Source organism: Streptomyces sp. NPDC048636 (assembly GCF_040650655.1).
Taxonomy (GTDB): domain Bacteria; phylum Actinomycetota; class Actinomycetes; order Streptomycetales; family Streptomycetaceae; genus Streptomyces.
In genome coordinates, this window is record NZ_JBEZHR010000002.1 from 461,115 (window position 1) to 485,201 (window position 24,087).

The following is a 24,087-nucleotide window of genomic DNA, read 5'->3' on the forward strand; positions in this document are numbered from 1 at the left end:
CGCCAGGTTAGGGTAGCCTCACCATTTGTTGCAAGTTCAAGTTCCTGCCAAATATGGGGCCCCTGACCTACGCGTCATATCCCTCTGATCTCGCCGCTTCAGGGCTGGATACGGGATGCGGGGACAACTTCCTGCCAGGGGTGGCCCGATATGGCCGTGTGCAGCACCGCACGCGCTATCGCGTCCGTATCGCACAACGTGACCGAGTTCACCCCGGGCCGCGCCCCGGCGGCTGTCACCCAGTGGACGCCCTCGGTCGGCACGCCGACGGCGAAGCGGCGCGGATGCGGTCTGCCCTGGGCGTCCACCAGCCGGTACGGCGCCGGGGTGACATCGACGCCGCCCGTCTCGTAGCCGTCCACCCGGTGCGGACGGCACTGCCCGGTCCGCAGCAGACGCCCCAGCAACTCGTCCGCCGTGCGGCGCAGATCGGGCTCCGGCAGCCGGGCCTCGATCAGCGTCGTGGCCAGCACGGGCGGACCGAGCACCTCCGCCGACCGCCCGAGGAACCCGGCGCCCGCGCTCTCCGCCGCCGGGGAGACCGTCAGCCGGGGACCCAGCACCTCGAGCACCCCGGCCTCGATCAGGGCCGCCATCTCCTCGATCCGGCGCCGCGGCGGGCCGATCGACAGAAACGCGTTGAGCGGGGTGTACCAGCCGTCGAGATGCGCGTCGCGCGAGGCGCCGCTCAGCCCGCCGTGGTCGACGATCTGCCGCAGCTCGTTGCGGAGATCGCGCAGTACGTCCAGGGCCGCCTTCACCGGACCGTCCACATTGCCCTGCCGCGCGTGCGCCGCGTCCTCCCGCAGATACGACAGCAGCCAGCCCCGGAAGTCGTCGCGCCCGGTGAACCGGCGTCCCCGGTGCGGCCGGGACACCGTCTCCCAGCACCAGTGCCGCTCGGCCGGGACGCCGAATTCCATCAGCACGGCCGTCTCTTCGGGGCTGCCGTGCTCGGTGGCCAGGAACGCCCGCCGGAACGCCCGCCGGAACTCCCGCAGGAGGAGAGGGGTCTGTGCGGTCGTGGACCGGGTCAGCAGCGCCTCGTAGTAGACCGTCTCGGCCTCCTTGGCCACCAGCGGCCATATCTCCGCAAGGAAGTCCGGCGGATCGCCCGCCTCCGCCCGCTTGCGGAACTGGGCGAGCACATCGGGGGTGAGCAGCAGCGGGTGGTGGCGGCCGTACGGGCCCTTCGCGTTGTCCCCGCGCGCCTGGTGCGGGATACCGCGCCGGGACCCCGCGTACAGCCGGGGCTCGCGCCCTGAGGGCCGGTAGACCAGGGCCGGGCCGTCCGGGCCGTCCGGGCCGGATGCCGGGACGAACGAGCCGCCGCGGCCCTGGGTCAGCAGCGCCATATGGTCGAAGAAGTTGAGGCCCAGACCGCGCAGCAGCACCGGTTCGCCCGGTGCGATGGGCGACAAATCGACATCGGCGGGGTTGGCGGGCGGGTAGTAGCGCAGTCCGTACCGTTCGGCGTGGTCCGCGAACCGGCTCTCCGTCTCATCGGCGGCCGCCGCCAGATGGCCCTGGGCCAGCACCACCGCGCACAGCCCGGCCAGCCGGGTGCCGTTGTCGAGGCTCAGGATCTGCTCGCCGTCGCCGCCCTCCTCGAGCCGTACGGCGCGGGCGGTGTGCACCCGGACCGTCACCGGGTCCGGTGCGCCCCGCACCACCTCCGCGAACACCCACTCCAGATAGCGGCCGTACAGCGCGCGGCCGGGGTAGTCGTCCGGGCCGAGACCGGGCGCGACGCCCCGCGCCGCGGCCCATTCGTACAGACTCGGCCCGGTGCGCACCGGTCCGTCGCACACCACACTCGCATCGGTGAACAGGGTCACCTGCGAGGCCACCGTGTTCATCAGCAGCTCGCCCGGCTGCGCGGCGCGCCACACCCGTCCGGCGCCGGGCGGATACGGATCCACCACATGCACCGTCAGCCGGGCACCGGGTGCCAGTTCCGGAGCCGAGGCGCACAGTCGCTCCAGCACGCTGGTGCCCCGCGGACCGGCTCCGACTACGGCTATGGCGTGGGGGTCTCCGGCCAAGGTGGTGTCTCCCGGGGCAGATGGAGGCAGGACGCGCGCCCATCATGCCGGTCGCTCCCGGAGAATCGAGCCGCTGGCCGGAACTGATCCCTCCGGTGTGGGGCGGATCACGTGCGTCGCCCCGGGGGAGGCCGGTATGAGGAGGTTCAGCCCCCGGTCAGGGGCCGGTCCACTCCGTATCCAACTCCGCGACCAACCGGGCCGGGCCGCCCGAAGGATCGCTGCGCGCCTGGTCCATCCGCAGCCGCGCGGTGCGTCCGCGCAGCGTCAGGGTCATCAACTGGTTGCCGAACCACGGACCGCCGGTTTTGCGCCAGCTCAGCTTCGAACGCTCCACCCGGCCGTGGCGGGCGAAGAGCCGGCCGATCGCCCGGCCCGCCCCGCTCCAGCCGAAGCGGAATCCCGCCCGCACCGAGGCGTGGATGCTGTTGTGCACCGGTGAACAGGTCAGCTGGCGCACCTGGCTGCGCGGCCGTCCCGGCCAGTGCGACCAGTCCGGTTCGGCGATATAGGCGTGATGCACATCGCCCGACAGCACACTGATCGTGGCCGGGGCCGAGGGGGCGTCGCCGACCTCCGCGACGAGGCCCGTCAGGGCGTCGAACGACTCCGGGAACGCGGCCCAGTGCTCCAAGTCGCCCCGCTGCCGCAGATCCTCGCCGACGCGCGCCCAGCGCGCCCCGCGTCTGCCCGCGCACACCGAGGCGTTCCAGCGCTCCACGTCATGGACGAAGTGCGGGAGCAGCCAGGGCAGGGAGCTGCCGATCAGCAGGTGGTCATAGCCCGGGCCGGGGCCGTGGGGCGAGTCCGTACCGTGGGGTGGGTCCGTGCCCTCCAGGGCCTGTTCGCGGACCCAGGCCAGCTCCTTTTCGTGGACCATCGCCCGCTCGTGCTCGCCCAGCACCCGGGCGCCACGCGTGTCCACCATCAGCAGTCGCACCCGCCCGAAGTCACGGCGGTAGCTCCAGCGGGTGTACACCGGGTCGGCGTCGGCGTGGGAGGCGAACTCCCGCAGCACCTCGGTGCCGTCGGCCGCCTCGCGCACCGCCGCGTACAGCGGATCGGTGGCCAGCTCGGCGGGGGAGAGGTTGCCCAGGTGCTGATGGACCCAGTAGGACATCAGACCGCTGACGATCCGCTCCTGCCACCAGGGGGTGGCGCGCATCCGGCGCAGCCACGCCTCGCTGGTGTTCCAGTCGTCTATGACGTCGTGGTCGTCGAAGATCATGCAACTGGGGACGGTGGAGAGCAGCCAGCGCACCTCCGGGTCCAGCCACGATTCGTAGTACAGCCAGGTGTACTCCTCGTAGTCCGCGACCTGCTCACCCGGCGGCTCGCCCAGATCGCGGCGGGCGTCGATGCGGCGGCGGATCTCGGCGGAGGTCTCGTCCGCGTACACCTGGTCGCCCAGCAGCACCAGGACGTCGGGGCGCGGGGCGTCGGGGGTACGGGCCAGCGTGGCGGCGAGCGTGTCCAGCGCGTCCGGCCCGATCGGGTCGTGCGAGGTGTCGGAGGGCGGCGCCGCCCAGCGGCAGGAGCCGAACGCGACGTGTACGGGCACGTCCTCGCGCCCGGCGGTGGCGGCGGGTGCCGGGGTGCGGATCGTGCTGTCCGGAAAGCCCGAATCGGGCAGTGGCCAGACCTGCGCGCCGTCCAGCAGCACCCGGTAGGCCGTCTCACCGCCCGGACGCAGCCCGGTGACCGGGATCAGGGCGTAGTGATGCCCGGCGACCTGCCAGGTGGTGGCGGAGCCACCGGCGCCGTCGGCGCAGCGCACCTCCGCCTCGCAGGGCCGGTCGGTCTCGACCCAGACGGTCGCGTTCGTCCCGGTCTCCCAGTCGACCTGCCGCAGCAGTGGTCCCAGGCGCAGCCCGGCCATCCGGCCCTCCTCCGTCGTTTCCGTATGCGTACGGTACGGAACGACGGAGGAGGGCGCGGAGGTTCCGGCACGTGTCTCACGCCGTCCGTGCGGTGCGCGGTGTGTGCGGTGCCGGGTGGCGGGCCGGGCTCAGCACCCGTTGAGGATCTCGCTGAGCTTGGACTTCTCGGCGTCGTCGACCGACAGCTTGTACTCGTGCTTCACCGAGACCCACATCCGGGCGTACACGCAGTGGTAGGACGCCTTCGGCGGGAGCCACTCGGCCGGGTCCTGGTCGCTCTTGGACTGGTTCACATTGTCCGTGACGGCCACGAGCTGCGAATGGGTCAGGTCGTTGGCGAAACCCTGGCGCTGGTCGGTGGTCCAGGAGCTCGCACCGGACGTCCACGCCTCGGCGAGCGGAACGACATGGTCGATGTCCACGTCGGCCGGGTCGGTCCAGCTGCCGTCGTCGTAGGGGGACTTCCAGGTGCCGCTGGTGGCGGCGCAGCTGGAGTCGGTCTGGACGTTGGTGCCGTCGCGCTTGAGGACTTCCTCGCGGGTGTTGCAGCTGCCGCTCTGGGTGATCCAGTGCGGGAACTTCTCGCGGCTGTAACCGTCCATCGACCCCTCCGTCTTCACCGTGAGCTCGCCGAGGTAGCCCCGGACGGTCTCGGCGCTCGGCGGAGCGGGCGGCTCGGCCTGGGCATTCGGCCCGTTCAGGACGAGAGTGCCCAACAGGGCCGCGAATCCGCCGAAGACGGATATTCGACGCGCGTAGACGCTGCGCCGGGTGGAGTGGCTGTGCATGGTGGACATGCGTACTCCCTTGGTGTGGGGGGTCGTTGGCCCGTGTCCGGCCATCGTGTCGGCGCCGGGTTGCTGTGGGGTTGGCGCCAGGTAACAGGGTGACGACGCGGCCATGTCAACGCAAGGGGCTTCCGGAAGTGGATGCCCCGGGCCGGTGTACCCCCGCGTGGTGGGGCGGCCGTACCCCCTGCCCGACGGGCGGGGTCGCTTCGGCCCGTGGGCCCGGCCGCCGGGGGTTCCGGGGGTGTCCCGTATCCTGGTGGCAGCAGAAGGGGAGTAGCTCCTCGCCGGACCGTCGACATACTGCCCGCCCCTCAGGGGTGCGGGCCGGCGCCCGGAGCGTATGAGAGCGAGACCGCCGTCACATCGCGCGGACCGGTCGTTCATACGCCAGCGAGACCTTCGGCCGCAGTGTCCGACGCTGCCGTGCCGAAGCGATCCCTCCCCGGGGCCCCTCGGTGCGGCCCGACCCGATGAGGTAACCAGCCCGTGTTCAGCTTCACCGTCGCCGCCGTCGTCTTCGGCGTCGTCTTCCTCGCCGAGCTGCCCGACAAGACCGCCCTGGCCGGGCTGATGCTCGGCGCCCGCTACCGCGCCTCCTATGTCTTCGTCGGCGTCGCCGCCGCCTTCGCCCTCCATGTCGGCCTCGCCATCGCGGCGGGCAGTGTGCTCACCCTGCTGCCGCAGCGGCTGCTCTCGGCGATCGTGGGGGTGCTCTTCCTCGGCGGCGCGGTGATGCTGCTCTTCAAGAAGGACGACGACGAGGAGGAGATCCGCAAGCCCGCCGACCAGAGCTTCTGGAAGGTCTCCGGGGCGGGCTTCATGCTGATCCTGGTCGCCGAGTTCGGCGATCTGACGCAGATCATGACCGCCAACCTGGCCGCCCGCTACGACGATCCGCTCTCGGTGGGCGTCGGCGCGGTGCTGGCGCTGTGGGCGGTGGCGGGTCTGGGCATCCTGGGCGGGCGCACGCTGATGAAGTACGTACCGCTGCGGCTGATCACGAAGATCGCGGCGCTGGTGATGATGGCGCTGGGCGGCTTCAGCGTCTACGAGGCCGTGAGGCCGTGACGGGCTGACCGTGGACCCGGCTTCTGGCGGCCGGGCCCGTCCCCCGCCTCGGCCGCCACCCCGTCGTCGGCGGTGATGACGTCCGGGGCGGAGGCGGTGACGCCGCCCGCCGAGGAGCTGGCGGCGTCACCGCCCACCGAGGAGCCGGTGGCCGTCTCCCGCGCCCTTGCCGCCCTCGTGGGCCGAGGGGCTGGTGGTCGCCCGGCCCGGAGCCCCGGGGTGTTGCTCGCCCTCGCCTCGAGGCGACGCGGCCGGGCAGCACCCCCTGCCAGGAGGCCGCTCCGAGAGTGGAGACGGCGGGTGGGGCCGGTCGCGCTCCCGCCACGGTCGGCGCGGGTGACCGGGGCACGGCTGGTGCGGTACGGCTGCCACGCGCGCGGCCGAGCGGGGCGCGACGGTCGTCGGGGACCGCCCGGGGCTCAGGTCGGGAGGTGCAGTTGGAGGGTGCCGTCGGGGTGGGGGGTGATCCGGATCCCGTCCAGGTCCCGCACATGGGCGTCCGGCGCCTGGGCGGCGGCGCGCGGGCCGACGCCGACCACGCGCATCCCCGCCGCCCGTCCGGCCGCGATGCCCACCTCGGAGTCCTCGAAGACCACACAGTCCTCGGGTGCGAAGCCGAGTTCGGCGGCGCCCTTGAGGAAACCCTCGGGATCGGGCTTGCTCACGCCGACCCGCTCGGCGGTCACCCACACCTCGGGCATCGGCAGTCCGGCCGTGTCCATCCGGGCGCGGGCGAGCCGTTCGTCGGCCGAGGTGACCAGGGCGTGCGGGAGTCCGGCCAGCGAGGCCATGAAGGCGGGGGCGCCGGGCACCGGGACGACACCGTCGAGGTCGGTGCTCTCCCGCTCCAGCATCCACCGGCCGTCGGCCACGTTCTGCGCGGTGGGCCGGTCCGGGAGGAGCACCGCCATGGTGGCGTGGGCCTGCCGGCCGTGGGAGACCTTGAGCACGCTCTCCTCGTCCAGCCCGTGATCGGCGGCCCACAGCCGCCAGTAGCGCTCGACGACGGCGTCGGAGTTCACCAGCGTGCCGTCCATGTCGAGGAGCAGGGCTCGGGCGGAGAGCGTGGCGGTGCGCGACATCGGCGGACTCCTCAGAGAGCGGACCCCTCAGAAAAAGAAGACAAGTGGCTCCGCCCGCCGGTCAGGGAGTGCGGGCGGAACCACTTTGTTCCTCCACCATACAAATAGCGGGGCCACAACGCCAGTGCTGTCCGTGAACCATCTCCCGGACGGGCGGCGTGATCATGGCTTGTCGGTCCTGGACTCCAGGTCACGGCGGGTGTGCTCGCCGTAGATGCCGTCCGGGTCGCCCGTCACGTCATAGCGGTCCTGATAAGAGGAGACCGCGTTCTTCACCCCCTCGTCGTACTCGCCGTCCGCGGCGCCGAGGTACATCAGCAACTGCGTCAGCCGCTTCTGGAGCTCACGGACCTCGGTACCGCTGTCGCCCTCGCCCAGCACGGGCGGACCGGTGGGGTCCGGACCTGTCGGCGGAGTGGAGGAGGCCGGGTCGCTCGGCTCCATCGGCTTCGGCTCGGCCTCGCTGTGGGACGTGGAGGTCGAGGCGGACGGGCGCGGGGGCCCGGGGGTGGAGTCGAGGCCCGGGCCGGATCCGGAGTCCGTATGCGGTGCGCCGGACCGGTGCGCACCGGAGGACCCGGGCGGACCGGACGCCGTGGACGCGGCGGGCCCGCCGGACCCGCCGCCGTCCTCGGATCCCTCGCCGTTGTCACCGGGCGGGGCGCTCGGCTGAGTGGTCGCGAGCGCGCGCTCACGCTTTCCGGCGCCGCCGTCGTCCTCGGAGTCGCCGCCCAGCAGACCCGTGCCGAAGGCGAGCGTTCCGGCCACGGCCACGGCGGCTGCGCCGGTGAGGATGATCGCGACCGGTTTGCGGCGGCTCTTGCGGTGGCGGCCGGAGGCGGCGTCGCCGGTGTCGCCGGTCGCACGGGTGTCGCCCGTCTCTCCGGTGTCGCCGGTGCCTTCGGTGGCGTCGGTGTCCCCGGCCGTGGTGTCCGGGGCCGCCTCCGTGTTCCCGCCGCCGTCGACGGGGGCGATCACCCGAGTCGCGTCGGGGTCGGCATCAGCGTCGGCAGTGGTATCGGCGTCGGCGCCGCCGCCGGTGTCGGCGCTCGCCTCCGCCTCCGCCTCCGCCGTCGCCTTCGACGGGCCGCGTTCGAAAAGCCGCACATCGCGCGGATCGGGTCTCGTCACGCTCTCCTCGGCGTCGGAGTGCGTGACAACGGGCCGCACATGAGGCATCGCGGCGTCGGCCTCGGCGGCCTCGGCGGCGGCAGCGGCGGCGCGCGCCGCGCAGGCGCACCCGGGGCGGCCGTTGGCACGCGGCGGAGCCAAGCAGTGCGGGCAGGATTCTGCCGTCACGGGTCTTTCCCTCCCTGGATTCGCAGCGATTATGCGCATCCGAACGCCTTCCGCGCAGGTGTTCGTTGGCTGTGTGGACCGCATCGTGGACCCACTCGGCGGGCCGTAACGGGGCATAAAGGTGAGGATGGGGTGAAGATGGGAACCCGAGCAGCCGAGGAGTCGCCATGGCGCAGGACGCCGGCCACCCGACTCCGGCGCCGGGCGCGCCGGATCCCGTGGCAGCCGCCCCCTGGGAGGGCCGCCCCCGGCGTACCGTCCTGGTGGCCATCGGCGCACTGCTGCTCGGACTGCTGCTCGCGGCGCTCGACAGCACGATCGTCTCCACCGCGCTGCCGACGATCGTCGGCGACCTCGGCGGTCTGGAGCATCTGTCCTGGGTCGTCACCGCGTATCTGCTCGCCTCCACCGCCGCCACCCCGCTGTGGGGCAAGCTGGGCGACCAGTACGGACGGAAGAGGCTCTACCAGGGCGCGATCGTCCTCTTCCTGATCGGCTCGGCGCTGTGCGGGCTCTCCCAGAACATGGTTGAGCTGATCGCCTTCCGCGCGCTCCAGGGGCTGGGCGGCGGCGGGCTGATCGTGCTGTCGATGGCCATCGTCGGCGATATCGTCCCGCCCCGTGAACGCGGCCGCTACCAGGGCCTCTTCGGCGGAGTGTTCGGCGCCACCAGTGTGCTCGGACCGCTGCTCGGCGGGCTGTTCGTCGACCAGCTCAGCTGGCGCTGGGTGTTCTACATCAACCTTCCCCTCGGCATCGTCGCCCTCCTCGTCATCGCCGCCGCGCTGCACATCCCCGTCCGCCGCACCCCGCACACCATCGATTACCTGGGCACCGCCCTGATCGCCGCGGTGGCCGCCGCCCTGGTGCTGATGGCCTCGCTCGGCGGGGTCACCTTCGGCTGGGGCTCCTGGCAGATCGTGGGGCTCGCGGTGGCCGGTGTGCTGCTGCTCGCCGCCTTCGTCCGGGCGGAGGCGCGGGCCGCGGAACCGGTGCTGCCGCTGACGCTGTTCCGCAGCCGCACCTTCAGCCTCTGCGCGGTCATCAGCTTTGTCGTCGGCTTCGCGATGTTCGGCAGCATGACCTATCTGCCGACCTTCCTCCAGGTCGTCCAGGGCGTCTCACCGACCATCTCCGGTGTCCATATGCTCCCGATGGTCGTCGGCATGCTGCTCACCTCGACCCTCTCCGGACACCTGGTCAGCGTCACCGGCCACTACAAGGTCTTCCCGATCCTGGGCACCGCCGTCACCGGCGTCGGGCTGCTGCTCCTGCACCAGCTCGAGGAGACCAGCGGGGTGCTCGCGACCAGCGCGTACTTCTTCGTCTTCGGCAGCGGGCTGGGCCTGGTCATGCAGGTGCTGGTACTGATCGTGCAGAACTCGGTGGGCTACGCGGACTTGGGCGTCGCCACCTCGGGCAACACCTTCTTCCGGTCGATCGGCGCCTCGTTCGGCGTCTCCGTCTTCGGCACGATCTTCGCCAACAACCTGGGCCCGCATATCGCCGACGCGCTCGCCGGACAGCGGCTCCCGGCGGGCGTCGGCATCGGCGACCTGACCGCCGATCCGCGGGCCATCGGACGGCTGCCCACCGGCCAGCGTTCGGCGGTGCTGCACGCGTACTCCGTCTCCATCACCGATGTCTTCCTCTACGCGGTGCCGGTGGTGCTGGTCGCCTTCGTGCTCGCCTGGTACCTGCGGGAGGAGCCGCTGCGGGGCAGTGTCACCGCGCCCGACGCGAGCGAGGTGCTCGCCAGCAACCCGGTCGAGCGCTCCTCGCACGAAGAGTGCGCGCGGGCGCTGTCGCTGCTGGGCAGCCGGGAGGGCCGTCGGCAGGTCTACGCGGACATCACCGAGCGGGCCGGGCTCGACCTCCGACCGGCCGCGAGCTGGATGCTGCTGCGCATCAGCCACCAGGGATCGGTCGAGCCCGCCCTGCTGGCCGAGCGCACCCCCGTACCGCTGCGGGTCATCACGGACGCGTCCCGGCAGATCGAGGAACGGGGGCTGGGGCGGCGGTACGGGCTGGATCTGACGCTGACCGCGCGGGGGCGGGAGGCGGCGGCACGGCTGTACCGGGCCCGGGAGGCGTCGCTGGCCGAGCTGCTGGGCGACTGGTGGTCGCCGTCCCGCCCCACCGACCTGAACGAGCTGGTGGACGAGCTGGCGCGGGAGATGTGCGGCTCGGACGCGGAGCAGCCGCACAACGGCGGCGGCCGGGGCGGCGGCCCGTGGCAGGGGCGGCAGCCGCCGTGGGCGAGGTGAGCGATACGCCGCAGGGGCGCGCGCGACGGGGCGCTCACCCCAGCTCCTTGGCCATCCACACCTCGGCGTACGCCCCGTCGCCGAACGGCGCGACCTCCCGGTAGCCGTGGCGGGCGTACAGCGCGCGCGCCTCGACCAGGTCCAGCCGGGTGTCCAGGACGATCCGCCCGGCGCCCAGCCCGTCCGCCGCGGCGTCCACGGCGGCGAGCAGCGCGGCGCCGCCGCCGAGCCCGCGGCTGCCGGGCCGTATGAACACCCGCTTCAGCTCGGCGGTGTGCGGGTCGAGCAGCCGCAGCCCGGCGCATCCGGCCGGTTCCTCCGCACCGTTGAGATGGGCCAGCAGGAACACCCCGTCCGGCGGGGCGAGGTCATCGCTCCGCATCTCCGCCAGCGCGCTTTCGATCTCCTCTGACGTGGCGTTCCGGCCGTTGTGCAGCTGGTAGTAGCGGTCGGCCACATCGACCAGATACGCGCGCAGCAGACCGACCGCCGACGGATCGTCGACCGGCCCTACGGACACGGTCCAGGAGACGGTGGGGCGGGGGGCGCGGGGCGGGGTGCGTGGCATGCCGCGCATCTTTACAGCGGTGGCGTCCATGTCGCGACTCAGTTTGAGGCCGGGCGCTCGGGCTACCCGCATAGGTAGGGCGCTCCCGGATCCGTCGGGGGCGACTGGCGGGAAGGCAGAAGCAGACCATGTCAACTGGCGCCATCATCTTCGTGGTTGTCGTTGCGGTCGTCGTCGCGGCCGCGCTCGCCGTCCGGTTCGCGCGGGGCGGTGCCGGGCGCAGAGAGCGCGTACTGCGACGCCACTTCGGACCGGAATACGAACTCAGTGTGGCCGAGCACGCGGGTGACGCCGCGGCCGCCCACCGGGAGCTGGAGGAACGGCTCGCGCGCTACGGAGAGCTGCGGACCGAACCGCTCGCCGGTGAGCTGCGCGAGCGGTACGTGGCCGAGTGGGCCGCCGCGCAGGAGATGTTCATCGACTCGCCCGAGCACGCGGTGACCACCGCCGACCAGCTGCTGGGGCGCCTCGCCCGGGACCGCGGCTATCCGTCCGACAGCCACGCCGAGCAGGTCGCCGCGCTGTCCGTGCACCATGCGCAGTGTGTGCAGGGCTACCGGCAGATCCACACCGCGGCGGCGCGGACGCGCGAGGGCCTGGCGGACACCGAGGAGCTGCGCGAGGCCGTGGTGCACGCCCGGCCGTTCTTCGAGGAGCTGGTGAAGCCGCCGCACCACGCCGACGCGCAACAGGCGCCCACTCCCACTCCGGCCCCGCGCGGCCCGCGTCGCTCGCACCGCGGCGGCCGGTGGGAGCTGGGCCTTGGCCATACGAAGAAGGGCGGAGCCTGGTGACGGACCCGACGGCGGACCACCCCCTCACGATGGAGGACCCGGTGGCCATGGAGGACCCGATAGCCCCGCACACCCCGGGGCGTGACACCCAACGACTCAGGCGGATCAACCGGCGCAACGGCGAACGGCATGAGACGCGGCGGCTGCGGACGGTCGACAAGCAGGAGCCCGCGCCCCGCGCGGAAGGCGCTACGCCGAGCACGCAGCGCACCCCGGGCGGGCCCAGCTTCCCGGTGCTGCCGAACGGTGAGCACGACGCGCTCGACGAGCGGCTGCGGCACGCGGTGAGCGGATTCGTGGACTCCCCCCGTGGCGCGGTCGAGGAGGCGGACGTCCTCCTCGAAGAGCTGGCGGCCCGTATCCACACCCTCCTCGCCGAGCGCCGCGAAACCCTCCGCTCGGCATGGCACGACGACGGCACGGTCATCTCGGAGACCGAGGAACTGCGGCTGGCCATGCGTGGCTACCGCAATGTCCTGGAGCGCCTGCTCACCATCTGAGAGCCCTACCGCCCCCGCCCCCGGCCCCGGCCGGGGGCGGCGTCTCGTATGTGGGATACCCTCTCGCATATGAGAGATGCTGGGCTGGATACGGACGCGCTGGACGCACGGCTGTCCACACGCCTCGCGGAGCTGCGGACGGAACGGGGCTGGTCGCTCGAGGAGTTGGCGCGGCGGGCGGACATCAGCCGGTCGACGCTGTCCCGCCTCGAGCGCGGCGAGATCAGCCCGACGGCGGCCCTGCTGAACAGGTTGTGCGCGGTCTACGAGCGGACGATGTCACGTCTGCTGGCCGAGGTGGAGTCCGAGCCCCCGGCGGTGGTACGCGCCGCGTCACAGCCGGTGTGGCGGGACGCTTCCTCCCGCTTCGTACGCCGCTCGGTTTCCCCGCCGCATGCCGGACTGCGCGGCGAGATCGTCGAGGGCACCCTGAGCCCGAGCGCGGACATCGCGTACGACGAGCCGCCGGTGCCGGGGCTGGAGCAGCACGTATGGGTGCTGGAGGGAGCGGTGGAGATCACCGCGAACGGCCAGGCCCACGAGTTGGAGGCGGGGGACTGTCTGCGGTTCCGGCTGTGGGGGAGTTCAAGGTTCCGCTGCACGGGCGCCGAACCGGTGCGTTACGCGGTGATGGTGGTGCTCCCATGAGGCCGTCCGACCACACCGTCGACCGTCTGACCCCCGAGACCTTCGGCGGCAGCGTCAAGGGGCTCGCCGCCCTCCTCGTCGACGCCGTGGACGACGGCGCCTCCCTGGGCTTCCTCGCCCCCTTCGACCGGGAGTCGGCCGCCGCCTGGTGGCGCGGCCAGGCCCCGGCGGTCGCCGACGGCAGTCTGCTCGTCTGGGTCTGCCGGGACGAGAACGGCATCAACGGCACCGTCAGCCTGGCTCTGTCCGGCAAGCCTAACGGCCGCCACCGCGCGGAGATCCTCAAACTGATGGTCCACCGCACCGCCCGCGGCCGCGGCCTCTCCCGCGTCCTCCTGGCCACGGCCCAATCCGCCGCCACGGCGGCCGGGGTCACCCTCCTGATCCTGGACACCCGCACCGGCAGCCCCGCGGAACATGTCTACCGCTCCGACGGCTGGACCCCCTACGGCGTTGTCCCCGCCTACGCGACCGACCCGGACGGCACCCTCGAGGACTGCACCTTCTTCTACAAACAACTCCCGGCGGCCGTCCCGGCCCAACCTCGGCTGACCAGCTCCGTCAAAAGGTGAATGGATCCTCGTCCAGCTTTTCTGACAAATACTCAAGAGTATCCGTAAGGCTTGTCGGTGCACCGCTCAGCCTTTCGCGCTGCTTGGCGACATGACCGATGAGGCGGAGGGTCCGTCCCGAGGAGATTCCGGGTGCGGCGGTGACCAGGGACCTGACGACGTCTTCCGCGTCGCGCCAGGCATGGACGTCCAGTAGGCATTGTGCGAGCCGTGCGACTCGCTCGCTTGAATAGCCGGTCGTGACGTCGCGCCCTGGTTGTACGGATTGCAGTAGTAGCTCGATTGCCTTCTGTGCGTCACCTGCGATCTGGAGTGAGTGACCCCACTGGCGGTCAATTTCCCCGCTGGTCACCCACCATGTCCAGGCCGGTTCGCCGACGCCGCTACCGTCCTCGATGAGCGACCGGGCGCGTCCGAGTGACTCGATCGCATCCGACGTACGTCCCGTGCCGACCAGTCCCTTGGCTTCACGGATGCGGAACATCGCCTCGACGCGCGGGGACAGCCGTCTACGGTTGAGCACCGACCGGGCGATGGACAGCGCTTCCTGGTTCCGTCCGCGCCATTCACTCTGCATGGCCATGTTCTGCAACGTCAGCAATGCGATGGAACGGTCCCCTGCGAGATCCGCGAGGAACAGCGCCTCATGGTTGAAACGCTGGGCGGCGTCTTCTCTTTCCGCGTCCCAGAGAGCCCATCCGGCGACTTCGGCCAGTTCGGCGGCGGCCGACTGGATGTCGCGCTCGTGCCGGGAATCGTAGTCTCCGGCACCGAGCCGTCGATGTACGACCTTGAACGCGCGGCCCGCGGGCTCTGCGATGGAAACCCCGTTGAGCTCATTGTCCAGGGCGATCAGCCGGTGCGAAGTCTCCCGGATGGCCTGTGCGAGGTCGGCTCCACGGGCCTCGTTGAGTGTGAGCATCCGATCGGTGAGGGCCGGTGTATCAGTTGCTTCCGGCGAAACTGTCGGCGGTGCTACTCGGGCCGCGAGTGTGGCGAGTTCCCCGTTCGCCTGGAGCAGGTTGTCCAATCCCGTGATGAGTTGCGCCGACGGCTGCTGTTTCCCGGAGAGCACACGAGACAGATAGGCGTGGTCGTAGTTCAGCTGACGGGCGACCGCCCGGACGCTCATGCCCCGATCGCGAAGCAGGTCGCGGACTCTTTGGCTGAACTCCCCGCCGGTCATGGTGACCAGGGTACGGGCTGTCACCGCGCAGTCACCAGCCGGTCACCAACCGGGACTTCACCAGCGCGGTTGTCTTGACGTAGATCAGGACCCCGCGGCAGCGCGAACTGCCCGGGGTACGGCCGACGCCGCACAGGAGCGCCAACGTGGAAGAGAACAGGTCCCCCGGGTTACGGCCGACATGGCCCGCCGAGACCCTGTTGGGCCCGAGGAACGTCCACACGGGCATTCCGTCGGAATGCCCCGTCTGTCGGCTTGGTCTTCCGGCCGGGCAATCACCCGTGCGGTGCGATGTGTGCCGCGCTCTTCTGCGACAGCAAGCGCACTGGAACGCCGTCGGGGATTATTCCAAGGCGGTGGATTGCCTGGTGGCACTCCAGCGGCACCATGAGGGACCGCTGCACAGGGACACGGACCGGTGAGGCGCCGCCCCATGATGACGCTGCGCGTGTCCCGGGACGGCGGGAAGACCTACGGACCAATGCGCGTGGTCAGGTCCACCGAACCGCTGAATCCGGTGGAGACGTCGGCGTGGCCGCCGTGCCGGTGCGCACGGTGTGCGTCGGTGCGAGGGGCTGGTCGGCAGCCGCGCTGATGGCCAGGGGCCGACACCGTCGGCCCCTGGCCGACGGTGTGCGCAGGGCCGGATCAAGCCTGCTTGGGGGCTGCCTGCTGGACGACCTCGAAGGACCAGAGGGTGGAGCCGGCGGCGGCGGGCTTCTGCTGCGGGGCGCCCTCGCCACCGCGTTGGTGGGCCGCCTTCATGGGGCCCTCCATCCACGCCTGGAAGGACTCCTCGTCGCGCCAGCGCGTGTAGACGAGGTACTGGTCGGTGCCCTCGACCGGGCGGAGGAGCTCGAACCACTCGAAACCGTCCGAGTTCTCCACGGAACCGGCGCGCGAGGCGAAGCGCTTCTCCAGCACCTCGCGCTGCTCCTCGGGCACGGTCAGCACATTGATCTTGACTACGCTCATGGGGCCATCCTGCCACTCAGCCGTGCAGCTTCAGCCCCTTGGTCACCTTGACCACCGCGCTGCGCGGCCCGTACACCGCGAGGCCCACCAGACGGAGATCCTCGGCCGCCACCGCCCGTACCGCGGCGCGGTGGTCGTCCTCGTTGTCGGTGGTGAACAGCTCCTCGGTGCAGAGGGCGGTGGTCAGTCCGCGGGCGAGGGCGCGGGTGTGGGCGCGGGTGAGGGCGGGGGAGTAGCCGGTGTAGACGAGGACGGGCCCGCGGAACATCGGGAGGTAGGTGTTACCGGAGGCGTCCTCGTAGGTCCCGCCGACCACCTGGTCCGTGGCGTGCGCGATCCCGCTGGAGAGACGGGCCGTCACATGGAGCTTCTGCCAGTCGGCCAGATCGTCCCGGACGATGACCGCGATCTTGGTGTCGTATCGCCTGGGGGGACCTTCCCCCGTGGCCCGGGGCGGGGTCAGGAACGCCGGTGCGGAGCGGGCCGGCCGCACAACGGAGCGGTGAACCACGGTGCCGGGCGGGACGGTGTCCCCGGCGACCGGGCCCGCTGCCGGCGTGCCCCCGACCGGCCCGTCGAAGCCCTGCACGCCCAATTCTTCCGCCACGCTTCCACCCCCACTGCGATGCCGATGATCCGCACAGAATTATGCATATCGGCCCGGATGTCGTGGGGACCGCCCTATCTCGGACAACCCGACGCGACAGCCAGTGAAGAGAGGGTGCTCGGCGTCTGAGGAGGTGGCTCAGTAAGGTCTCCTCGTATCCGGATCGATACAGATAGTGAGTGGGGGAGCGCGGAGCGTGGCGAACGCGGAGCGGAGCGGACTGGAGTCGACCCCGGGCTCGCGGAGAGCGTCCGGCGCCGTCGGGGCGGGGACGTCACGGACCAGAATGGTGCTGGGCGCGCTGTGGTTGCTGGCCGGTGTGCTGGCCGTCCGTCAGGCCGCCGCGGTGCTGCGGCTGCCACCGGACCAGCGGCTGACCGACCTCGAGACATGGATCGGCGACCGCGGCGTCCTGCATATAAGCGGATCGCTCTACGACGGGGAGGCGTTCACCGGCACCCCCTTCTCCGGGCTGGTGCTCAAACCGCTGACGCGTGCCGCCGAGCAGAGCCTCGGAGTCGTCTGGACCTTCGGCACCCTGCTGCTCGTCGTCGTCCTCGGACTTGTCGCCGCCCGCGCGCTGCCCGGTCCGGTCTCCCGGCGTGTGTCGCTCCAGGCCGCGCCGCTCGGTATCTGCCTGTTGGTGCTCTCGCTCCCGGTGCGCAACACCTTCACCCTCGGCCAGACCAGCGTCATCCCGGTGCTGCTGGTCGTGTTCACCGTGCTGCCCCGAACCTCCGGACGGCAGGCGGGGGCGCTCATCGGTGTGGCCGCGGCGCTCCAGCCCGCGCTGCTGCTGTTCGCCGTGGTGATGTGGCTGGTCGGACGGCGCCGGTCGGCCGCGCTCGCGGGCGCGACCTTCGCCGTCTGCACCGCGCTGGCCTGGGCCGCGATGCCGCATGACTCCTCGACGTACTGGCTGCACCACATCGGTGGCGCCGGATTGGGCGCGCCCGCCGACGGCCTGGCCAACCAGTCCCTGCACGGACTGCTGTTACGCGTCGGCCTCGAGGGCCCGGCCGAGCTGGCGCTGCTCGCGCTGCTGGCGGTGGCGGTGGCGGTGGTCGGTCTGCGGCGCGCGGTGCGCTACGCCCGGGACGGTCAACTGCTGCTGGCCACCGCGATCACCGGCTGTGTGGCGCTGGCGGTCTCGCCCACCTCCTGGCAGTACCAGCAGTTATGGATTCTGCTGGCCATGGTCGGCCGGGTCGGCAAGCGCGCCGCGGACCGGCTGGTGTGGCCGCTGCTGGTGGTGCTGGTGATGTCGCTCAGCCGTACCGCGCTACTGCCCGACATCGATGTCCTCGGCCATATCGGCTACAACGCACCGCTGTTGGCCGCGCTCGCCGCCGCCTGTGTGGTGCCGTTCCTCTCCCGGTCCTCGCCGCTATGGGACACCCCGGACGCGACCCCGGTGACGGAGCCCGCGAAGAGCCGCTTCTCCTGGGTGCCGCTGCTGCGTTTCGCGCGGCGACCGCTGTCCCGCCCCAATCTGATGCTCGAGCTGATACTGATCCGCGTCGGCTACTTCGTGTACTCGTGGATCCGCGCCCACGCGCCCGGTGAGCGCGGTGCGGCCGAGGACCACGGCCATCAGGTGCTCACCCTCGAGGGCTGGCTGCGGATCGATGTCGAGCACTGGTCCAACGCGATCGTGGCGGACACATCGTGGCTCAAGGGCGGAATGAACTGGTACTACAGCACCTTCCACTTCCTGATTCCGCTTTCGCTGCTGGGCTGGCTGTATCTGCGCCGCCCGGCCACCTACCGATGGGCCCGTACCCCGCTGGCCCTCGCCACGCTGCTGGCGCTGGTCGGATTCTGGCTCTACCCGCTGGCCCCGCCGCGGCTGATGGGCCTGGGTTACGTGGACACCGCGCACGGTCCGCAGGACCTGCGGGACCCGGACTTCGGCGCGCTGACCAAGCTGTCCAACCAGTACGCCGCCATGCCCTCACTGCATGTGGGGTGGTCGCTGTGGTGCGGTGTGGTGATCGCGATCGTGGCGCCGTACGTCTGGGCGAAGGTGCTCGGTGCCCTGTACCCGCTGCTGACCACCGCCGTGATCGTCGGCACCGCGAACCACTACATCCTGGACGCGATCGGCGGCGTCGCCGTGGTCTCGGCCGGGTTCGGGCTCCAGTACCTGCTGCTCGGGGTGGGCGGGCCGCCGCGGGAGAAGGCGCCACCGCTGTCGGCGACGATGGGCGCCGTGGCCGCCCCCGTGCCGGAGTGGGCCGACAAGCCGGTCGGGGCCGACGACAAGACCGAGGTGTCGCAGCGCTAGGCACCATCCGGCGGACGGCATGTCGGACAGGATCCTTGCGTGCCGTCCGCCGGGATCGAGCGGACGATCAACCGGCTCGAACTCCCCGGCGCGGCACCTCGCTCTGACGAGGGGGTTCCTGACGACACGCCAGAGCGTATGGGTGAATAGTCATTATTGTCCGCTTATTTCACACTTCGAGTTCTTTGGTATGTAGTGATTCTTATGATGCTATTAGCACGCTTAAGTGAGTGACGGTCCCTCATCACTTGCGGTCGTCAGTCGTGCTGCGGTCCTGTGCTTATGCGGTGCCCGTGGACGCGACGCGCGCGGCGGGCGGCTCTCGCCTGACCAGAACTCACGAGCACGCTCGGAGTCCCCTGCCGGGGCGACTGAGTTCAACGACGAGAAGAAGGGTCATGCCATGGCAGTGGACACCATGCGGTCCGCCCCCCCATGCAGAGAACGTAAACGCACTCGCCTCAAGCGGGCCCTCGCCCTGCTCCCCGGAGTGGCTTTGCTGGCGGCGGTCTCCATGCACTCGAGCCCCGCAAGCGCCGCGGAAGCCCCCGTGCAACTGGGCACTGCCACCAGTTACGCGGTCCTCGCCGGTTCAACGGTCACCAATACGATCACCCCCACCGTCGTCAACGGCGACCTCGGGGTGAGCCCGGGCTCCGCGGTGACCGGCTTTCCGCCCGGAATCGTCAACGGGACGATTCACGCGGCCGACGCCCCCGCCGCTCAGGCGCAGTCCGATCTCACCATCGCCTACAACGACGCGGCCAGCCGGGGCCCCGGGGCCTCCGTCTCAGGCGATCTCGGCGGATCGACGCTGACGCCCGGCGTCTACACCTCCACATCATCTCTGGGGCTCACCGGGACAGTCACTCTCGATGCCCAGGGCGACCCCGACGCCGTCTTCATCATCCAGATGGCCTCGACTCTGACCACGGCGTCGGCGAGCAACGTGCTGCTCACCAACGGAGCCCAGGCGTGCAACGTGTTCTGGCAGGTGGGCAGCTCCGCCACGCTCGGAACCAACTCCTTCTTCAAGGGCAACATCCTGGCCCTGACGTCCATCACGGTGCAGACCGGCGCGGTGATCGAAGGCCGTGCCCTCGCGCGTAATGGCGCGGTCACGCTGGACAACAACGTCATCACGCGGGCCGCCTGCACCGTTGGTCCGCCCGGTCCGCCCGGGCCGCCCGGCTCCCCTGGAGCTCCCGGTGCCCCCGGCGCTCCTGGTGCCCCTGGTGCCCCCGGCGCTCCCGGCGCTCCCGGTGCCCCCGGATCCCCCGGCGCCCCTGGCCAGCCTGGAGCAGCGGGACCCGCAGGGCCCGCAGGACCGGCAGGAGCCGCTGGACCCACAGGCCAAGCCGGGCCCGTTGGACCGGCCGGACCGGCCGGACCGGCTGGACCCGCTGGACCTCCCGGGCCTCCCGGGCCTCCCGGACCGGGTGGTGGTCCTGCGGTTCCCTGCACTCCGGGCGACCACGGCGGCCATGGCTACGACCATGACCGGGGCCACGACGACGACTGCGACGAAGAGGGCAAGAGCGATCACTACCGCCACGACGACGAGTGTGCCTCCTCCTTCAGGAGCGCCTCGGCGCCGGCTCACGGGACGTGCGAGGCCTGAGTCTCCCGGTCCCTCTTCGTGAGGAGAGAAAGGCAAGGAGCGGAGAGACGACGGCACTGAGCCATCGCAGGCGTTGACCGCCTGGTGCACCGTTCCTGTCCGTCGTTCGTTCGACGGACTGGGCCCCCGGACACACCGTCCGGGGGCCCACCGCGTTGTTCAATACACCCGCTATGTCGGAAAAGTTCCCTGGGCGTAGCATGGTGAGTGGGCCGGTCCACGCTCACGTGCGACCGACCCGAAAGGGCGGCCCCGGTGTGTATACGCCGGGGCCGTTGTACGGCCGTCGGCGCGACCGGGGTCATGCCCGCGGTTCGGCCCGCAGGGGTGCTCCCACCGCGTGGAGGTGGCGCAGTGCCTGTCGGTACGAGTCCACCAGGCCCGTCTGCGTATAGGGCAGGCCGAGCTCGGCGCAGAAGGCGCGGACCAGGGGCTGGGCGGTCGGCAGGGCGCTTCGGGGCATGCTGGGGAACAGGTGGTGTTCGATCTGGTAGTTCAGGCCGCCGAGCAGGAAGTCGATGACCCGCCCGCCCCGCACATTGCGCGAGGTGAGGACCTGGCCGCGCAGGAAGTCCGGGCGCTCGTGCTCCTCCGGCATCGCCATGCCCTTGTGGTTGGGGGCGAACGAAGCTCCCATGTAGAGGCCGAAGAACGCCTGTTGGACCACGATGAACGCCAGCGCCTTGAGGGGCGAGAGGACCAGGAACACGGCGGTGAGATACGCCGCCGCATGTACGAGCAGCGCGAGGGCCTCGACCGCGAGAGGAGCGGGAGCGCTCGTCCTGCCCCTTCGCAGCGACCGGAAGGTGGCCACGTGCAGTGCCCAGCCCTCCAGCAGCAGCATGGGGAAGAAGAGGGGGGCCTGGTGACGGGTGAGGAAACCGGCCGTACCCGTTCGCCCGCGGGCCTCGTGATCGATGAAGACCAAGGCGCCGGTCTCGATGTCGGGATCGCGGCCGACCTGGTTGGGATGGGCATGGTGACGGTTGTGTTTGGCGACCCACCAGCCGAATCCGAGGCCGATGAAGAGATCGCCGAACAGCAGCCCGGTGATGTCGTTCGCCCGTTTGCCGCGGAACAACTGGCGGTGGCCCGCTTCATGGCCGCGGAACCCGCACTGGGTGAAGGCGAATGCCAGCGCGGCGGCGGTGGCCAGCTGCCACCAGGAGTCGCCGACCAGGAGGAAGGCAGCCCAGCCACCGGTGAGGAAGAGCAGCGTGCCGGCCAACGCCGAGACGGAACGCAGCGGCCGGTGGCGCAGCAGTCCCGCGCTTCTGATGCGGCGGGAGAGCAGGGCGTAGTCACTGCCGGCGGGTCGGTCACGGAAGGTGGCGCGCTCGCCCGGAGTCTTTCCGCGGGGCTCGGCCCGCGGTGCCGAAGAGCGCGTGAACGCGGGGCGTCGAACGAAGTCTGAGGACTCCATTGATCTCGATCCTGATCGTTGTCACCTGTCAGCGGCGCGCGGATGCGGGCAGCTCGTGCGGGCCGTCGGGCGCGTCCCTCGCGGGGCCAGGGAACGGACAAGGATCGTGAAGATCGGCCGGTTCGTCCGGCCGGTGCTCAGACCACGTGTCCTCCGCTCACGCATCGCCGGGGCCGTGGTGGCCATCCCGCGGGGCGCCCTGGGCTGTGCTTGCGCGCTCTCCGAGCCCATGGGTCCGGACCGTGTCGGGTATCGCGATGTGCGCGGGGCGACCGTCGGTGCGGATCGCCCTCCGTCCTCTCACCGTACTCCCCGCACGCCGAGGCGGCTGATGCGGGAAGCATGACCGGTGTTGGGCCAACCCGGCCCGTGTCATGGCGAGCTCGCTCACGTTGAAGGGTGTGACCGACACGTCTAGCGTGGAGAAAAGGGGCGAAAAGGCGCGAAAGCGCGTTGACCGGGGGGATCCGGGAATCGAGACGGGGATCGGGGACCCCGACCGAGGAGGGATCAAGGATGTTGCTGGTGAAGGCAGTGACCGCGGCGGTCGCCATGGGCGCCTCCCTGGCCCTCGCGGCACCCGCGGTCGCCGCGCCGCCACACCCCTTCGTCTTCGTCCACGACAAGTTCCAGCCCGCGGCACAGGCGCAGAACGCCGGTGCGGTGACCTATGACAAGACGCTGGTGCCGACGTCCGCGAGTGTGTTCATCGCGGAGGCGCGGGTGGGCGGCAAGGGCATGAAGCACCACGAGGGTGCGGACGGCCAGGAGCACGGCTACCGCATGATGCACCGCGGAACGTTCGTGTTCATCAGTCTGCGCGGCCTCGCGCCCGACCACCACTTCGGGATCCATGTGCATACGAAGCCGTGCGGCACCAAGCCCGACTCGTCGGGGCCGCACTACCAGAACGAGCAGGACCCCCATCAGCCCTCGACCAATCCCACGTACGCCAACCCGCGCAACGAGGTGTGGCTCGACCTCACCACCAACGGGGTCGGCAAGGGTTGGTCCAAGTCATGGGTGAAGTGGCATTTCCGGTCCGGTGAGGCGCGCTCCGTGGTGATCCATGAGCACGGCACCAGTACGCACAAGGGGAAGGCCGGGATGGCAGGGGACCGCGTCGCCTGTGTGAACGTCCCGTTCAAGTGACCCACGCCGGATGACCCACGCGCCACCGGTCAGGCGTAGGCCACCCGGAGCTCCTTGATCCCGTTGAGCCATGCCGAGCGCAGCCGCCGCGGATCGCCGGTCAGCCGGATGTCCGGCACGGCGTCCGCGATGGCGTTGAAGATCAGCCGGATCTCCAGCTCCGCGAGGCTCTTGCCGAGGCAGAAGTGCGGTCCGCCGCCGCCGAAGCCGAGGTGGGGGTTGGGATCGCGGGTGATGTCGAAGACCTCGGGACGGTCGAAGACCTCCGGGTCGTTGTTGGCGGAGGAGTAGAACACCCCGACCCGCTGCCCGGCCCGGATCCGCGCACCGCCGAGTTCGGTGTCCCGGGTGGCGGTGCGCTGGAAGGACATCACGGGGGTGGCCCAGCGGACGATCTCCTCCGCGGCGCCGGCCGGGCGTTCGCGCTTGAACAGCTCCCACTGGTCGGGGTGGGTGAGGAAGGCGTGCATCCCGTGGCTGATGGCGTTGCGCGTGGTCTCGTTCCCGGCCACGGCCAGCAGCAGTACGAAGAAGCCGAACTCATCGGACTGGAGGTTGCCTTCGTCCTCGGCGGCCACCAGTCTGCTGACGATGTCCTGGGCGGGGCACGCCTTGCGGTCGACGGCCAGGTTCATCGCGTAGGAGATCAGCTCCATGGCCGACTCCGCGCCGATCTCCTCGGTGATGGCGAGCTCCGGATCGTCGTACGCCACCATCTTGTTGCTCCAGTCGAAGATCTTTGAGCGATCCCGCTGGGGGACGCCGATCAGCTCGGCGATGGCCTGGAGCGGCAGTTCACAGGCGATATCGGTGACGAAGTCCCCGCTGCCGTTCGTCTTCGCCTCCGCCACGATCCGGATGGCGCGGTCGCGCAGGGCGCCCTCCAGCGCGCGGATGGCGCGCGGGGTGAATCCGCGCTGGACGATCTGGCGGACCCGGGTGTGTTCCGGCGGGTCCATATTGAGCATGATCAGTTTCTGTACGTCGATCTGCTCCCGCTGGATGCTCTCGTTGAAGCGGATGATGGCGGTGTTGCGGTGGGAGGAGAAGACCTCGGGCCGGGTGGACACCTCCTTCACATCCGCGTGGCGGGTGACGGCCCAGTAGCCGTCGTCCTGGAAACCGGCGATACCGTGCGGCTGCGCGTTCCACCAGACCGGGGCGGTGCGGCGCAGCAGGGCGAGTTCCGGGAGCGGCACCCGCTGCTGGTGGAGGTCGGGGTCGGTGAGATCGAAGCCCTCGGGGAGCGCTGGACACGACATCGGCCACTCCAGGTTCCGGACCTAAAACATCTGACGGTTCATCAGAAGTGTCCGCAACGT

21 protein-coding genes are annotated in these 24,087 nt (G+C 70.9%); 9 read left to right on the plus strand and 12 right to left on the minus strand.

Translation table 11 applies throughout. From position 1 onward, the window contains the following. Positions 1-98: 98 nt before the first annotated feature. The 3 genes from AB0C66_RS07930 to AB0C66_RS07940 form a co-directional block, all read right to left on the minus strand. Positions 99-2,045 (minus strand): FAD/NAD(P)-binding protein, encoded by a 1,947-nt coding sequence (locus tag AB0C66_RS07930; RefSeq protein ID WP_362434300.1) that lies wholly within the window; start codon positions 2,043-2,045, stop codon positions 99-101. A 157-nt stretch (positions 2,046-2,202) separates the two neighbouring features. Next, positions 2,203-3,924 (minus strand): alkaline phosphatase D family protein, encoded by a 1,722-nt coding sequence (locus AB0C66_RS07935; RefSeq protein WP_362434303.1) that lies wholly within the window; start codon positions 3,922-3,924, stop codon positions 2,203-2,205. Positions 3,925-4,053: 129 nt separating this feature from the next. Further along, a complete protein-coding gene (locus tag AB0C66_RS07940; RefSeq protein WP_362435579.1) occupies positions 4,054-4,713 on the minus strand; it encodes an HNH endonuclease family protein in 660 nt (219 codons plus the stop codon). 489 nt (positions 4,714-5,202) lie between these two features. Here AB0C66_RS07940 and AB0C66_RS07945 point away from each other — a divergent pair, with 489 nt between their 5' ends. Then, positions 5,203-5,784, plus strand: a complete 582-nt coding sequence (locus AB0C66_RS07945; protein WP_362434306.1) for a TMEM165/GDT1 family protein — start codon at positions 5,203-5,205, stop codon at positions 5,782-5,784. A gap of 419 nt (positions 5,785-6,203) precedes the next feature. On the opposite strand, the gene AB0C66_RS07950 is transcribed toward AB0C66_RS07945, so the two are convergent. Further along, complete coding sequence (locus AB0C66_RS07950; RefSeq protein WP_362434309.1) at positions 6,204-6,866, minus strand: HAD-IA family hydrolase; 663 nt, start codon at positions 6,864-6,866, stop codon at positions 6,204-6,206. A gap of 162 nt (positions 6,867-7,028) precedes the next feature. Then, positions 7,029-8,165 (minus strand): peptidoglycan-binding domain-containing protein, encoded by a 1,137-nt coding sequence (locus AB0C66_RS07955; RefSeq protein ID WP_362434312.1) that lies wholly within the window; start codon positions 8,163-8,165, stop codon positions 7,029-7,031. A 167-nt stretch (positions 8,166-8,332) separates the two neighbouring features. Here AB0C66_RS07955 and AB0C66_RS07960 point away from each other — a divergent pair, with 167 nt between their 5' ends. Further along, on the plus strand, positions 8,333-10,432 hold the full coding sequence (locus AB0C66_RS07960) for an MFS transporter (RefSeq protein WP_362434315.1): 2,100 nt from the start codon (positions 8,333-8,335) through the stop codon (positions 10,430-10,432). 34 nt (positions 10,433-10,466) lie between these two features. Here the strand turns inward: AB0C66_RS07960 and AB0C66_RS07965 are convergent, their stop codons facing one another. Then, positions 10,467-11,030 carry a GNAT family N-acetyltransferase gene (locus tag AB0C66_RS07965; protein WP_362434318.1) on the minus strand — a complete coding sequence of 188 codons (564 nt, stop codon included), beginning with the start codon at positions 11,028-11,030 and terminating at the stop codon, positions 10,467-10,469. Positions 11,031-11,128: 98 nt separating this feature from the next. On the opposite strand from AB0C66_RS07965, the gene AB0C66_RS07970 reads away from it, so the two are divergent. From AB0C66_RS07970 to AB0C66_RS07985, 4 genes are all read left to right on the plus strand, one after another. Then, a complete protein-coding gene (locus AB0C66_RS07970; protein ID WP_362434320.1) occupies positions 11,129-11,794 on the plus strand; it encodes a hypothetical protein in 666 nt (221 codons plus the stop codon). Then, positions 11,791-12,294 (plus strand): hypothetical protein, encoded by a 504-nt coding sequence (locus AB0C66_RS07975; protein ID WP_362434323.1) that lies wholly within the window; start codon positions 11,791-11,793, stop codon positions 12,292-12,294. The genes AB0C66_RS07970 and AB0C66_RS07975 overlap by 4 nt, the downstream gene beginning before the upstream one ends. A 69-nt stretch (positions 12,295-12,363) precedes the next feature. Then, positions 12,364-12,942, plus strand: a complete 579-nt coding sequence (locus AB0C66_RS07980) for an XRE family transcriptional regulator (RefSeq protein WP_362434326.1) — start codon at positions 12,364-12,366, stop codon at positions 12,940-12,942. Then, positions 12,939-13,514, plus strand: a complete 576-nt coding sequence (locus AB0C66_RS07985; protein WP_362434328.1) for a GNAT family N-acetyltransferase — start codon at positions 12,939-12,941, stop codon at positions 13,512-13,514. The genes AB0C66_RS07980 and AB0C66_RS07985 overlap by 4 nt, the downstream gene beginning before the upstream one ends. On the opposite strand, the gene AB0C66_RS07990 is transcribed toward AB0C66_RS07985, so the two are convergent. From AB0C66_RS07990 to AB0C66_RS08005, 4 genes are all read right to left on the minus strand, one after another. Further along, the gene (locus AB0C66_RS07990; RefSeq protein ID WP_362434331.1) at positions 13,504-14,700 is read right to left on the minus strand and encodes a helix-turn-helix transcriptional regulator; all 1,197 of its coding nucleotides are present in this window, start codon (positions 14,698-14,700) and stop codon (positions 13,504-13,506) included. The two genes, AB0C66_RS07985 and AB0C66_RS07990, sit on opposite strands and share 11 nt — an antisense overlap. Before the next feature lie 31 nt (positions 14,701-14,731). Continuing rightward, positions 14,732-14,929 (minus strand): hypothetical protein, encoded by a 198-nt coding sequence (locus tag AB0C66_RS07995; protein ID WP_362434334.1) that lies wholly within the window; start codon positions 14,927-14,929, stop codon positions 14,732-14,734. Between the two features lie 419 nt (positions 14,930-15,348). Beyond that, the gene (locus tag AB0C66_RS08000; protein WP_362434336.1) at positions 15,349-15,675 is read right to left on the minus strand and encodes an antibiotic biosynthesis monooxygenase; all 327 of its coding nucleotides are present in this window, start codon (positions 15,673-15,675) and stop codon (positions 15,349-15,351) included. 16 nt (positions 15,676-15,691) lie between these two features. Further along, a complete protein-coding gene (locus AB0C66_RS08005; RefSeq protein ID WP_362435581.1) occupies positions 15,692-16,138 on the minus strand; it encodes a DUF2000 family protein in 447 nt (148 codons plus the stop codon). Positions 16,139-16,568: 430 nt separating this feature from the next. Between AB0C66_RS08005 and AB0C66_RS08010 the strand changes: the two genes are divergently transcribed. Continuing rightward, on the plus strand, positions 16,569-18,569 hold the full coding sequence (locus tag AB0C66_RS08010; protein WP_362435584.1) for a bifunctional glycosyltransferase 87/phosphatase PAP2 family protein: 2,001 nt from the start codon (positions 16,569-16,571) through the stop codon (positions 18,567-18,569). A 550-nt stretch (positions 18,570-19,119) separates the two neighbouring features. Beyond that, on the plus strand, positions 19,120-20,190 hold the full coding sequence (locus AB0C66_RS08015) for an ice-binding family protein (RefSeq protein WP_362434339.1): 1,071 nt from the start codon (positions 19,120-19,122) through the stop codon (positions 20,188-20,190). A gap of 301 nt (positions 20,191-20,491) precedes the next feature. On the opposite strand, the gene AB0C66_RS08020 is transcribed toward AB0C66_RS08015, so the two are convergent. Further along, positions 20,492-21,613 carry an acyl-CoA desaturase gene (locus AB0C66_RS08020; protein WP_362434342.1) on the minus strand — a complete coding sequence of 374 codons (1,122 nt, stop codon included), beginning with the start codon at positions 21,611-21,613 and terminating at the stop codon, positions 20,492-20,494. Between the two features lie 516 nt (positions 21,614-22,129). Here AB0C66_RS08020 and AB0C66_RS08025 point away from each other — a divergent pair. Then, complete coding sequence (locus AB0C66_RS08025) at positions 22,130-22,765, plus strand: superoxide dismutase family protein (RefSeq protein WP_362434345.1); 636 nt, start codon at positions 22,130-22,132, stop codon at positions 22,763-22,765. A 29-nt stretch (positions 22,766-22,794) separates the two neighbouring features. On the opposite strand, the gene AB0C66_RS08030 is transcribed toward AB0C66_RS08025, so the two are convergent. Continuing rightward, entirely contained in the window at positions 22,795-24,027 is a 1,233-nt protein-coding gene (locus AB0C66_RS08030; RefSeq protein ID WP_362434347.1) for a cytochrome P450, read from the minus strand. Positions 24,028-24,087 lie beyond the last annotated feature (60 nt).